This window comes from Rhodococcus wratislaviensis, assembly GCF_041228765.1.
Classification (GTDB): Bacteria; Actinomycetota; Actinomycetes; order Mycobacteriales; family Mycobacteriaceae; genus Rhodococcus_F; species Rhodococcus_F wratislaviensis.
Genome location: NZ_CP150488.1, coordinates 5,058,942 through 5,071,659, shown reverse-complemented (window position 1 = coordinate 5,071,659; position 12,718 = coordinate 5,058,942). Strand labels below are relative to the sequence as shown.

The window sequence follows — 12,718 nt, the reverse complement described above, 5'->3', positions numbered from 1 at the left end:
GTCAGCTCACTCGGCGGCAGATCGTGATCGGGCAGGCGACGTGATGGAGCAAATTCTGACTGGTCGATCCCAGAAATGCTCCGGCCAGACGGTTGTGGCCGTGGCTGCCGACGACGACCAGCTGCGCGTCGCGGGCATATTCGAGGATCAGCTCGGCCGGATTGGCCTGTTCGACGACGGTGGTCAGTTGCAGATCCGGACACTTCTCGCGCCAGCCGGCGAGATTTTCCGCCATCAGAACGGATTGTTCTTCTTCGACGACGGCCCAGTTCACCATAGGCAGGGCGGCAGGGCGCTCCGAGAGGTCGCCGGCGCCCCAGCCGTGCACCGCGAGGAGCGGTACCTCGAAGAACGTGGCGAATTCGACGGCGGTGGTGATGGCGAGTGAGCTCAGTTCGCTGCCGTCGACTCCGACGACGACAGGACGGTGGTCGGGCACCGGGGACGGTGCCTCCGATCGGAACACGGTAACCGGACAGTGCGCACGGTTGACCACCTGCATGACGGTGGAGCCGGTGACGAGCGTTTCCAGCGCCCCCGCACCGGTGGAACCCACCACCACCATCTCGGCGTGCGCGCTCAATCCTGCGAGTGCCGGTCCCGCAGGGCCGGGATGGGTGCTGCACGAGACCGTGACGTCGGGGAACGCGCTCTTCACGTGCCGTTCGGCCCGATCCAGGATCTCGTGGGCAGACTTCTCGACTTCCTGGGCGAACTCGTTCTGGAAGAGAAGCGCGGCTTCGCTGTAGTGGTATCCCGGACTGGGCAGGACGTGAGCCACTCGCAGTGGCACGGACTTCCGCTGAGCGACCGCCGCTGCCCACACAGCGGCTCTCATCGCTCGTTCCGAACCGTCGACACCGACGACGACGGCCTGACGTTGCGCGAGAATACTCATGGTCCTCAACTCCTCCGGTCATCGTCACGGTCTCAGATGCGACAACGGCGTCGGTAGGGGCATAGGTCATCCCGTTCACCACGGCGGGACCCGATGCCTCTGCAGCGCGCAGAGTCCCGGAAAGTGACGGTAGACCCTACTCGGTGGTTGCCATCGTTGGTTGAATCCGAGGTGACACGACCCTCGGAGTTCGCCATGAATCCCCCACCCCACCGTCGTCGACTGGGATCTCCGTCGACGGCGAGACACACCCAGCCGCCGGTGCCGGAGACGGATGTCGACCGAATCGACTGGCCCGATCCGAGCCCGCTGGCCGACTGGTGGGCGCGTGTGATGTTCGGTGCACACCCGTCGACGTGAACAGTCGGCCAAAACACGCGCGGGCCCAGATCGTGGCGCCGAGCCCCCAACCTCAGAAGGAGTCGACATGCGAACACTCGTGGTCTACGAATCGATGTTCGGAAACACCCGGCACGTGGCAGAGGCGATCGCCCGGGGCCTCGAGTCCGCGGGACCCGTCACAGCGGTCCCGGTCACCCGGGCCGGTGACGAAGACCTGTCCGGCTACGATCTCGTGATGGTCGGCGGTCCGACGCATGTCCACGGGATGAGTCGCGAGTCGACCCGTCACGGGGCGGCCGTGACAGCCCAGAAACCGGACAGCACGGTGACACTGGAACCTGACGCGGAGAGCGAAGGCCTCCGTGAGTGGCTCGACGGGCTCCCCCCGACTCACGGGAAGGCGGTGGCGTTCGATACTCGGGCCGACGGCCCCGCCCTCCTGACCGGCCGGGCATCGAAGGGCATCTGCCGAAAGCTGCGCCTGCACGGATTCGATCTCGTCGCCGACTCCGAGAGTTTCCTCGTCGACAAGGAATCGCGGCTCGAGGATGGCGAGGAGACACGCGCCGAGCAGTGGGGCCGGACACTTGCTCGGCAGGTCACCTCCAGTCACGCCTGATCATCGCGCGCTTCCGACGTAATCTGGGTATTACCGGCGTCGCGGCAGTTCGGAGAGCAGTTGTCATGCGTCCACCACCCGGGAGCTGAGCCCCGTGTCACACGCTGGGATCGATCTGAGACGGCACGATGCGGTGATCTTCGACCTCGACGTCGTGACGACCGAGTCCGCGCGGACCGACACCACGAGAGCACTCGTCCGTCAGTTGCAGAGTCTCGGGGTGGCGACCGCGGTCTTCACGGCCGATCGCGACGTTCGACCGGTGCTCGACACCGCAAGAATCGCGGACCTGTTTCCGGTCCGAGTCGACGGCGGCTCGCCGGTCGACGCCGCCAACCGACTCGGGGCACGTCCGGGTGGTGCGGTGGTCGTCACCGCCTCCGCGGAAGCGGCAGCCGCGGCCAGGCGGGGCGGCTTCGCGCTCGTCATCGGGGTCGGCCACGACCGCCGCGCCGGCGACCTGGCAAGATGCGGTGCAGATATCGTCGTCGCCGACCCCTCCGAGATCCAGATTCGTGCAAGCGATCTCCGACTGTCCGAGATTCCGGACGCTCTGACGTCTCGGCACGAACTCACCGCCCTCCTCCGGATCCGCAGGCCCGCAGTGTTTCTCGACTTCGACGGCACACTCGCGAACATCGTGTCCGATCCGTCGAAGGCCGTCCTGGTCAACGGTATGGCCGACGAGTTGGTCCGATTGACACGCGAGTGCCCGGTGGCGGTGATCAGCGGACGCGACCTCGCGGACGTGCAGGAACGGGTCGGCATGGAGGAGATCTGGTATGCGGGCAGCCACGGGTTCGAACTGGCCGGACCGCAGGGGCAGTACTACCAGAATCCGGACGCTCTCGCCGCTGTACCCATGCTGCATCACGCCACCCGCGCCCTGACCGACCGCCTCCGAGATGTGCCGGGCGTGTTGATCGAGCCCAAGAAGTACACCGTCGCCGTGCACTACCGCAACGTTGCCGCCGATCGGATAGACGAAGTCGTGGCCACCGTCCACGACGTAGCCACGTCCGGGGAGGTCCGCCTGCGCGTCACCGGGGGTCGCAAGGTCGTCGAACTCCGTCCCGACGTCGACTGGGACAAGGGACGCGCACTGAATTGGGTCCTCGAGCACATCCACGACGCGAAGTCCCTGCTTCCGATCTACGTCGGCGACGACCTCACCGACGAGGACGCCTTCGACGCCGTGACGGCGAGCGGGGTGGGGATCGTCGTCCGCAGCACGGAGGTCGGGGATCGACGGTCGGCGGCACGCTCCGCCGTGAACGGTCCGGTCCAGGTCCGCGAACTGCTGCAGCGGCTGGCGGATCTTCTCGGTCGCGACCCCGAGACCGCAGACACGGCCGATGCGTGGATGCTGTTCTTCGACGGCTACGAACCCGCGACCGAGAAGTTGCGGGAGGCCATCTGCACTCTGGGGAACGGCTACTTCGCGACTCGCGGGTGCGCACCCGAGGCAACGGCCGGATCCGTCCACTACCCGGGCACGTATCTCGCGGGTGTGTACAACCGCCTGCGCGATGAGCACGCCGGGACGGACATCGTGAACGAAAGCATGGTGAATGCGCCGAACTGGCTGACGACGACCTTTCGGATCGAGGGCGGACCGTGGTTCGACGTCGACACCGTCGACCTGCTCGAGTACCGCCAGTACCTCAATCTGCGTCGCGCTGTGCTCACCCGCCGGTTCCGGTACCGCGACGACGCCGGGCGAACGACGTCGGTCGTCCAGCGGAGATTCGTCGCCATGCATCTCCCCCACGTGTGCGCGCTGCAGACGACGATCGTCGCCGAGAACTGGTCCGGCTCGTTCGAGTTGCGTTCGGCCCTCGATGGTGCGGTCCGCAACACCCTCGTCGAGCGGTACCGTGATCTCGCCGCCGATCATCTGGCACCACTCCAGTCCGGCCCGCTGTCGGCGGACTCCGTCCTGCTGGCGATGCAGACCACTCAGTCGCGCATACCGGTGGCCATGGCGGCACGGACCACGCTGTCGTCCCGCGACCGCCACCGTGAGTGCACCTACCGTCTGCACGATGACGACGGCCGCATCGGCCACGACATCACGGTCGATCTCACCGAGGGTGAGTCCGTGACGTTCGAGAAAATGGTGACAGTGTTCACCGGGCGCGATCACGCGCTGTCCGAGCCGGCCGACGAAGCGGCACGCTGGGTGCCGTCGATCGACGGGTTCGAGGAAGTGCTGGACGGTCACGTGCTGGCCTGGGAGCACCTGTGGGACCGCATCGGCATCACACTCGGCCACTACCAGGACGGTCTGCGCATCGCCCGGCTCCATCAGATGCAACTCCTGCAGACGGTGTCGCCGAACACTGCCGATCTCGACGTGGGTGTGCCAGCGCGGGGACTGCACGGTGAGGCGTATCGAGGCCACGTCTTCTGGGACGAGTTGTTCGTCTTCCCGGTCCTGAACCTGCGGGTGCCGACGTTGACCCGGTCGTTGCTGCGCTACCGGTACCGTCGCTTGCCGGAGGCCCGCCGGGCCGCGCGGGCGGCCGGTTATCGCGGTGCCATGTTCCCGTGGCAGTCGGGCAGTGACGGCCGGGAGGAAAGCCAGCAAGTGCACCTCAACCCGCGGTCCGGTCGCTGGCTCCCGGATCCGAGCTGGCGCCAGCACCACATCGGCATCGCGATCGCCTACAACGTGTGGCACTACTACCAGGTCACCGGGGACCTCGAGTTTCTCAGTGATTTCGGCGCCGAGATGCTGGTGGAGATCGCCCGATTCTTCGCCGGCCTGGCCACCTACGAGTCGGCGCGGCGCCGCTACACCATCCGCGGGGTCATGGGACCGGACGAGTTTCATTCCGGCTACCCCGAGACTCCGTACGAGGGAGTCGACAACAACGCGTATACCAACGTCATGGCCGTGTGGGTGATTCTCCGGGCGAGAGAGGCGCTCGATGTGATTCCGTCCCCGGACCGCTCCGATCTCGTCGACTCGCTGAGCTTGGACGCCCACGAGATGGCCCGGTGGGCGGACGTGAGCCGCCGCATGTTCGTTCCCTTCCACGATCGGGTCATCAGTCAGTTCGAGGGGTACGAGGCGCTGGCGGAACTGGATTGGGACGGCTATCGGGAGCGGTACACCGACATTCAACGGCTCGACCGCATCCTCGAGGCGGAGGGCGACGACGTCAACCGGTACCGGGCATCGAAACAGGCCGACGTGCTGATGCTGTTCTATCTGCTGTCCGCCGACGAACTGCGTGATCTGTTCGAGCGACTAGGTTATAAACTCGAACCGGAGGCGATACCGCGCACCATCGACTACTACATCGCCCGGACCTCACACGGTTCCACGCTCAGTGCGGTGGTGCATTCCTGGGTGCTGGCCCGCGCCAACCGTGACAAGGCCATGGAATTCTTCGACAGAGTTCTCGCGTCCGACATCACCGACATCCAGGGAGGTACGACCTCCGAGGGGATCCACCTGGCGGCCATGGCGGGAAGTATCGACCTGCTTCAGCGCTGCTTCACGGGGTTGGAAACTCGTGGTGACCGCCTCGTTTTCAGCCCGGAATGGCCGGAAACACTCGGTGCGCTCGAATTCCCGATCGTCTATCGCGGGCACCAGTTGTGGCTGACGATCAGCGGTCGGCGCGTTGAGGTCAGCGCGGGCGCCGGAAATCAACGCGCGATCGAGATCTCGTGTCGCGATCAGGTCGTTCGACTGGAACCGGGGTGCACGGTCAGTCTGGGTTAGCCACCGTCGGCGCCGCCCCCACGGCCGGCGCATCACACGGTCAGCTGACCGGCCAGCCCGGTGTGCGGCCGAGATCGTTCCATTCTCGATCCCACTGGCGCATCCGCCGTCGGCCGTTCGTCCACCGCACCCCCGAGTACAGCAGGAGGGAGCAGAACGCCGCGCCCGCCCAGGCCGACAGCGCCGCGCTCACGGCGATCGCCGCGTTCTGCACTCCCGACCGGGGCTCGGCGACGACGTTGCCGTTCGTGTCCACCCACACCGTCACCGTGTCGCCGCGGCGCGTCCCGGGTCTGGTTTCCACGGCGGTCGAGCGCAGGGTGCCGTCCAGTGCCGTCCACTGCGCTGTCGCACGGTCCTGCGTTTCCGGTGAGCGGCTGTGCGCGTCGGCGACCACCACCTGCCGTGGGTCCTCGACGAGAACGGCGGCCTGTGCGTGCCTGGTCTGCAGTTCGGCGTGAGACCGTTCGGCCAAGCCGGTGTAGGTCACGGTTCCGAACGCCGCCGCGAACGGGACCACGATGAGGACGAAGGTGATCAGGACGGCCGCGACGACGGAGTCGACACGATCCGTGGCCCGCATCAAAGGGTTTCGGCTCCACGGCGCCAGACGCCACCAGCGCAGTGCCTGATCGATGGTCATCACGCCCTCCTCCGAACGGTCCTCCTGCGTTCGAGTCTTGCGCGCACGAGGTGAACCGCCTAGGGCACAAGGTCATTGGCAGGGATGACCGGGCCGGACCGGAATCGGAGGCCCTACTGTCGCCGCCCGCCCGCGAAATCCCGACAACACTGACCTGGTGACTTTCGGCCCTGGAAACGCGCGCGCCGTTATCGCACCGTTGTGGAAGAGGCCGACACACCACATCGGAACCACCCGTCGGCGAAGGAGTGAGGACCGCATGTTCGAACGTCACCCCACCGCACCGCGGCCGCGCGACGACCGTCGCCCGCGCGACGACGAACCCGGCGAGTTCCTGTACCTCCACCCGATCGGGTTGGTGCTGGCGCTGTTGTCGGGAGCACTGACCGCAGGCCTGGTCGTCCTGCTCGGCGCCTGGCTCGCAACCCCGCTCGTCGGGGTCGGCGCGGCCGCGACACTCGTCGCCACCGTCGGCCTGGCGGTGGCGATGTTGATACCTCACCGACCGCGCCGGCACGGGACGCGCCCGGTTCGTCCCGCCACTCGATGACCGTCGGTGGCCCTGCGCCGGCGCTTCTGGGGCCTGCCGCTCCCGGCGTAGTCTGATCTTCCAGAGCGATCACACAGCACGACTGGAGGTTGCGGCATGATCAACGTCTTTCTCGTGGACGATCACGAGGTCGTCCGGCGCGGAATCGCCGATCTCCTCACCGCCGATCCTGATCTGACGGTCGTCGGTGAAGCCGCTTCCTACTCTCAGGCAATGGCACGAGTGCCGGCCTTGAAACCCGACGTCGCGGTCCTCGACGTGCGCCTCCCCGACGGCAACGGAATCGAACTGTGCCGCGAACTGCATTCGTTGATGCCGGAATTGCACTGCCTCATCCTCACCTCGTTCACGGACGACCAGGCGATGCTCGACGCGATTCTCGCCGGGGCCAGTGGATACGTCGTGAAGGACATCCGGGGTATGGAACTGACTCAGGCGGTCCACGACGTCGGGGCCGGAAAGTCGCTCCTCGACAGTCGCGCCGCCGCCGCCCTGATGGTGAAGATCCGCGCGGACGCCAGTGAGAAGGACGGAATCTTCGGGCACCTGACCAATCAGGAACGGACGCTCCTCGCCCTGCTCGGTGAAGGGCTGACCAACCGTCAGATCGCTGCACGGATGTTCCTCGCGGAGAAAACCGTCAAGAATTACGTCTCCCGGCTGCTGACCAAACTCGGAGTCGAACGCCGGACCCAGGCAGCGGTACTTGCCACGAAGATGCCGTCGAGACCGTCCGACACCTCACAGGCGAAGCCCCGAGCCCAGTAGCGGTTCCGCCCCGGCGCGCCTCCACGACGTGGGACAATACGTGTCGTGACCCGTCAACCCGATGAGCGGGACAGCGCACCTCGTCTCGGCAGCCTCTCCGAGCTCCGGCTCCGTGAACTCCTGACCGAGGTGCAGGAACGCATCGTGCAGATAGTCGATGCCCGGGAGCACGTCGACGGACTCCTCGAGGCTATGCTCTCGGTCACGTCTGGCCTCGACCTCGACAACACGCTCCGCACCATCGTCCACGCCGCGATCAATCTCGTGGATGCCCGGTACGGTGCGCTGGGGGTGCTCAGCCCGCGCGAGGGCTTGAGTGAGTTCGTCTTCGAGGGCATCGACGAGGAGACACGCGAACGTATCGGCGACCTGCCCCGCGGTCGCGGGGTCCTCGGTTTCCTCATCGCCAATCCCAAGCCGGTCCGACTGAAGGACCTCTCCCATCACGCCGCCTCGGTAGGATTCCCCGACCACCATCCGCCGATGAAAACCTTTCTGGGCGTTCCTATTCAGATCCGGGACGAAGCGTTCGGGAACCTGTATCTCACCGAGAAGGCGAACGGTGCACAGTTCACCGAGGACGACGAGGTCCTTCTCCGCGCACTCGCGGCCGCCGCCGGGATCGCGATCGAGAACGCCCGCCTGTACGAGGAGTCCCGGACGAGGCAGGCGTGGCTCGAGGCGACGCGTGAGATAGCGACCGAACTACTCGCGGGCAGCGAGACCGCCGAGGTGTTGCAAGTGATCACCGACGACGCGCTCTCCCTCACCGATGCCGACAGCGCTTTTCTCGCGGTGCCGGACGACCCCGACATCCCATCGGACGAGGTCACCGAACTCGTGGTCACCGCGTCGGCCGGCACAGTGTCGGCTCGCATCGGCCGAACGATTCCACTCGAAGGGTCGACGTCCGGCGAAGCCTTCCGTGAGCGGACACCGCTCCGCGTCAACGCTCTAGCCTTCGATCCGGGGTTCGAGACGGGAACCCGGTTCGGCCCGGCGCTGGCGCTGCCGCTGCGTGCAACGCAATCGGTGGCCGGTGTGCTGGTGGCGCTCCGTCACGCCGACGCAGCGCCGTTCACGGAGGACCAGCTGGCGTTGATGTCGGGGTTCGCCGATCAGGCGGCCGTCGCGCTGCAGCTCGCCAACAGCCAGCGCCGAATGCACGAATTGAACGTGCTGTCCGATCGGGATCGGATCGCGCGGGACCTCCACGACCACGTCATCCAGCGGCTCTTCGCGGTCGGCCTGTCGCTCCAGAGCACCCTGCAGAGGGCGAAGTCACCCGAGGTCAAGCAGCGACTCGTGCAGTCGGTCGACGATCTTCACGATATCGTGCGCGACATCCGTACCGCGATCTTCGACCTTCACGGCGGTTCGGGTGCCGTGACCCAGTTCCGGCGGCGGTTGCAAGAGATCATCGCCGAGATCACCGCGGATTCGGGGCTGCGCACGACCGTGCACATGTCCGGGCCGCTGTCGGTCATCGATGCCGTGCTCGCCGAACATGCCGAGGCGGTCCTGCGTGAGGCACTGAGCAACGCGGTGCGCCACGCAGCGGCCGGCACGGTCACCGTCAGCATCTCCGTCTACGACGATCTCGTCATCGAGGTCGCGGACGACGGCAAGGGGTTTCCGGATGGCGTCTCCCGTAGTGGCCTGGACAATCTGGCTGCCCGAGCGCAGGAAGTCAACGGGCGCTTCACCATCGACACCACCCCCGGCGGCGGAACCACTCTCCGGTGGTCGGCTCCACTGCCCTGAGCCGGGATCGGCTCGCCCGTCCGCCGAGGTGGGGACCTTCGCCCCTACGCCGGCGTCGGAGGCACCGTAACGATGAGAGGTAGCGGCAACTCCTGCCGCGCGTTGCCCCGAGGAGAACACCATGACCGCCCGCCGCCCGATCGTTGTCGGAACAGACGGTTCACCGTCGTCCCTCCAGGCCGTCGCGTGGGCCGCACAGGAGGCGGCGTTGCGTAATGTCCCACTGTCGGTGGTCTCGACCACGTTCGTGCCCGGCGCCTACGGTGTCCCGATCGGCATGCCGGAGAACTTCTTCGACGACGAGGAACGCAACGGCAAGAACCGGCTGGCTGCCGCCGCGGAGATCGCTGCCCGAGCGGTACCTGGACATTCCCTCGACATCCACACCACCCTCTGTACCGGAACGCCGGCCGGTGAACTCCTCGAAAGGTCGAAATCCGCAGCGATGGTCGTCGTCGGCTCGAATCGGCAGGGAATCATCGAGCGCGGCTTCCTGGGATCGGTCAGCGCCGCGGTCGCCACCCACGCACCGTGCCCGGTCGCGGTCATCCACGATCTGCCCGATTCCGAGGTCACCCGGCTCGAGGGACCCGTCGTCGTCGGCGTGGACGGGTCGGCACACAGCGAGCCCGCCATTTCGACGGCGTTCGAGGAGGCCGACCTGCGGCAGTGCGAACTGGTGGCCGTTCACGCCTGGTCCGACGTCGACCTCCCCGTGCACTACGAGGGCGGTAGCGTCTCCGGTTGGAAGCGGATCGTCACCCAGGAAACAGCCCTCCTGTCGGAGAGTCTCGCCGGCCGGGCCGAGGATTTCCCCGACGTCAAGGTTCGGACGATGGTCGTGATGGACCGACCTGTACGCAACCTGCGCGAACAAGCCGACAACGCGCGACTTCTCGTCGTGGGTAGCCGCGGACGCGGCGGATTCACCAGCATGCTGTTGGGATCCACGAGCCGGGCCTTGATGCACTCCGTTCGCTGCCCGATCCTCGTCGTCCGGTAGCGCCGACGGCTGTCAGTGCTCGTCGTCGACTCTCGGGGCGAGCGCGAAGTAGTCCTCTTCCTCCTGGGCGAAATGCAAGCGCAGCACCGCATACAGTCCATACAGGCACGCGAGAAGGTCGTCACGCTGATCCGGGCGGATCTCACCCTGCGCCTCGACGGCGCCGAGGTGAGTTTCCAGGCGTCGGCTGAGTCGATGGATCTCCGCGTGCGCTCGGCTCATCGGGGCGGTGGCTTCCGCCGTTCCGAAGGCGTCCGCCAACGCGGGATACAGTTGGGTCTCTTCGGCGCGTTCATGGGGCAGGACCTGCTTCACCAGGACGGTGTGTGCTCTCCGCACCGCCGCCAGTGTCTCGGGTCCGGGTTGGCTACTCACCTGCTCTGCCGCGTCACGGATCAGTGTCAGGGCTCCCCGCAGGTCGTCGTGTTCACGGTCGAAACGCTGCAGCAGCAGGCCGGTTTCTCGCGTCACCGTGAGTTCGGAGGAGCGGCCGCCTCGTAGGGCGCGCAGGGCATTGAGGATGACCGCCACATCGATTCCTTCCTGCAGCAGGGCGCCCGGCGCGGGAGCGATCCAGCCGAACGCCGCGGCAGTCATCGCCAGCAGCGACAGCGTCATGCCGATGCCGGCACTCTGGATCGCGATCCGCCTCGACCGTCGTGCGATCGCCATCGCGTCCGCCAACCGGGCGAGGTGATCGGTCGTCAGCACGATATCGGCAGCCTCCGAACTGGCCGTGGCTCCCCGCGCCCCCATCGCCACTCCGACCGACGCCGCCGCCAGGGCGGGGGCGTCGTTGATCCCGTCCCCCACCATGATGGTGACAGCCTTGCGCTTCTCGGCCTGAACTGCTGCCACCTTGTCCACAGGAGTTTGCTCCGCGAGCACGGCGTCGAGTCCGACAATGGATCCGATTTCGAGGGCGGGCGCCCGGCGGTCACCGGTCAGCATTATCAGTCGCTCCAGTCCGGCTGCCCGCAATCGCCGCAGTGTGCGAGGCGCGTCTCGACGAAGAGGATCCCGCAGCAGGATCGCCCCTACCAGTGCGTCGTCGACCTGTACCCAGGCCACCGCCGCGCCGTCCAGGGCCGATCGCGTCGAGACGGCCTCCGCCCAGCCAGGCAACACGCCGTGGTCCGCACCGACCTTCACGGCGCGACCGTTCACGACGCCAATGACCCCGGTTCCGGCCTGCTCGCTGACATCGGTGGGCAGTGGCAGCGCGCAGCCCCTCGCTCGCGCGAAGTGGACGATCGACTCGGCGAGAACATGGGGCGACAACTGGTCGACAGCGGCGGCGAGTTGGAGTACCTCGTCGGGATCGTGGCCGGGGGCGGTCGCGACGTCGAGTCCGGACGGCCTGCCGGTCGTCAGCGTTCCCGTCTTGTCCATCACCAGGGTCCGCGCTCGACCGAGTGTTTCCAGTGCTCCACCGCCGCGGACGACGACACCGATCCGTGAGGCGCGGGACAGCCCGGACACGATGGCGACAGGGGCGGCGAGCAGCAACGGACACGGGGTCGCGACGACGAGAACGGCGACCGCGCGCACGGCCGAACCGCTCAGCCACCATGCGACGGACGACACCAGCAGGGTCAGGGGAAGGAACCAGACGGCGAAGCGGTCCGCGATCCGCACGATCGGCGCTTTGTCGTCGGCTGCTTCCTGGGCCAGCCGGACGATGCCGGAATATGTGCTGTTCGCGGCGCTCGCGGTGGCGCGCAGTTCGATCGCCGACCCGACGTTCACCACCCCGCTGCGCACCGACTCCCCGACTCGCCGTTCGACGTGGAGAGACTCCCCGGTCAGCGCGGACTCGTCGAGGACGGCCGGTCGGTCGGCGACGACGCCGTCCACGGGAACCACCTCGCCGGACGCGACGACCAGCAGATCGGTGGGCTTCACTTCGTCGAGGGAGACGAGGACGACGTCCTCGCCGACCCGTTTGTGTGCTCGCCGTGGTGCGCGCTCGAGGAGTGCACGCAGGTCGCGTGACGCGCGCCGCTCGGCCGCGGTTTCGAGCGTCCGCCCCGTCGCGAGCATGAACCCGATGAGTGCACCTGCCAGGTACTCGCCGACTGCGAGTGTTCCCGCGAGGGCGAGCACGGCGATGAGGTCGACACCAGCTGTGCGCTGAAGGAGTGACACGACGACCCAGCCCACAGCGGGCACCAGGGACGCCACCGTGCCGATCGCCCAGCACGCGTCCGCGACGCTCGGCCGACCGAGCGAAGTGGCCACCACGCCGGACACGAGCGCCACCGATGTGACTGCCAGCAGAGTGGGGGCCGACAGCCTCGTGAGGCGCGCATTCCACGTGGTGCGGGTTCGTGTGTCGTGCATATGCCTTTCCCTCGTCGAGGGCCGACGCGTGAGGACGCGTGTCTCCATCGTC

The 12,718-nt window shown here is 67.1% G+C and carries 9 protein-coding genes; 6 read left to right on the top strand and 3 right to left on the bottom strand.

Features of this window, described 5'->3' with window-relative positions:
• Position 1 precedes the first annotated feature (1 nt).
• Entirely contained in the window at positions 2–898 is an 897-nt protein-coding gene (locus WKC72_RS23380; RefSeq protein WP_370179531.1) for a universal stress protein, read from the bottom strand.
• Between the two features lie 427 nt (positions 899–1,325).
• Between WKC72_RS23380 and WKC72_RS23375 the strand changes: the two genes are divergently transcribed.
• Positions 1,326–1,859, top strand: coding sequence for a flavodoxin family protein (locus tag WKC72_RS23375; protein ID WP_370179529.1), 534 nt, complete (start codon positions 1,326–1,328; stop codon positions 1,857–1,859).
• A 94-nt stretch (positions 1,860–1,953) separates the two neighbouring features.
• Entirely contained in the window at positions 1,954–5,595 is a 3,642-nt protein-coding gene (gene otsB / locus WKC72_RS23370; protein WP_370179527.1) for a trehalose-phosphatase, read from the top strand.
• Between the two features lie 40 nt (positions 5,596–5,635).
• Here the strand turns inward: otsB and WKC72_RS23365 are convergent, their stop codons facing one another.
• The gene (locus WKC72_RS23365) at positions 5,636–6,238 is read right to left on the bottom strand and encodes a hypothetical protein (protein WP_370179525.1); all 603 of its coding nucleotides are present in this window, start codon (positions 6,236–6,238) and stop codon (positions 5,636–5,638) included.
• 259 nt (positions 6,239–6,497) lie between these two features.
• Here WKC72_RS23365 and WKC72_RS23360 point away from each other — a divergent pair, with 259 nt between their 5' ends.
• The 4 genes from WKC72_RS23360 (at position 6,498) to WKC72_RS23345 (ending at position 10,323) form a co-directional block, all read left to right on the top strand.
• Entirely contained in the window at positions 6,498–6,788 is a 291-nt protein-coding gene (locus WKC72_RS23360; protein WP_370179523.1) for a hypothetical protein, read from the top strand.
• Positions 6,789–6,884: 96 nt separating this feature from the next.
• On the top strand, positions 6,885–7,556 hold the full coding sequence (locus WKC72_RS23355; protein ID WP_370179521.1) for a response regulator: 672 nt from the start codon (positions 6,885–6,887) through the stop codon (positions 7,554–7,556).
• A gap of 45 nt (positions 7,557–7,601) precedes the next feature.
• Positions 7,602–9,320, top strand: coding sequence for a GAF domain-containing sensor histidine kinase (locus WKC72_RS23350; protein WP_370179519.1), 1,719 nt, complete (start codon positions 7,602–7,604; stop codon positions 9,318–9,320).
• A gap of 121 nt (positions 9,321–9,441) precedes the next feature.
• The gene (locus WKC72_RS23345; RefSeq protein WP_370179517.1) at positions 9,442–10,323 is read left to right on the top strand and encodes a universal stress protein; all 882 of its coding nucleotides are present in this window, start codon (positions 9,442–9,444) and stop codon (positions 10,321–10,323) included.
• Between the two features lie 12 nt (positions 10,324–10,335).
• Here the strand turns inward: WKC72_RS23345 and WKC72_RS23340 are convergent, their stop codons facing one another.
• Positions 10,336–12,666, bottom strand: coding sequence for a heavy metal translocating P-type ATPase (locus WKC72_RS23340; protein ID WP_370179515.1), 2,331 nt, complete (start codon positions 12,664–12,666; stop codon positions 10,336–10,338).
• Between the last annotated feature and the right edge of the window lie 52 nt (positions 12,667–12,718).

Coding starts and splice junctions, on each gene's coding strand:
- WKC72_RS23380 (WP_370179531.1), bottom strand. CDS start 898: ATGAGTATTCTCGCGCAACGTCAGGCCGTCGTCGTCGGTGTCGACGGT.
- WKC72_RS23375 (WP_370179529.1), top strand. CDS start 1,326: ATGCGAACACTCGTGGTCTACGAATCGATGTTCGGAAACACCCGGCAC.
- WKC72_RS23365 (WP_370179525.1), bottom strand. CDS start 6,238: ATGACCATCGATCAGGCACTGCGCTGGTGGCGTCTGGCGCCGTGGAGC.
- WKC72_RS23360 (WP_370179523.1), top strand. CDS start 6,498: ATGTTCGAACGTCACCCCACCGCACCGCGGCCGCGCGACGACCGTCGC.
- WKC72_RS23355 (WP_370179521.1), top strand. CDS start 6,885: ATGATCAACGTCTTTCTCGTGGACGATCACGAGGTCGTCCGGCGCGGA.
- WKC72_RS23345 (WP_370179517.1), top strand. CDS start 9,442: ATGACCGCCCGCCGCCCGATCGTTGTCGGAACAGACGGTTCACCGTCG.
- WKC72_RS23340 (WP_370179515.1), bottom strand. CDS start 12,666: ATGCACGACACACGAACCCGCACCACGTGGAATGCGCGCCTCACGAGG.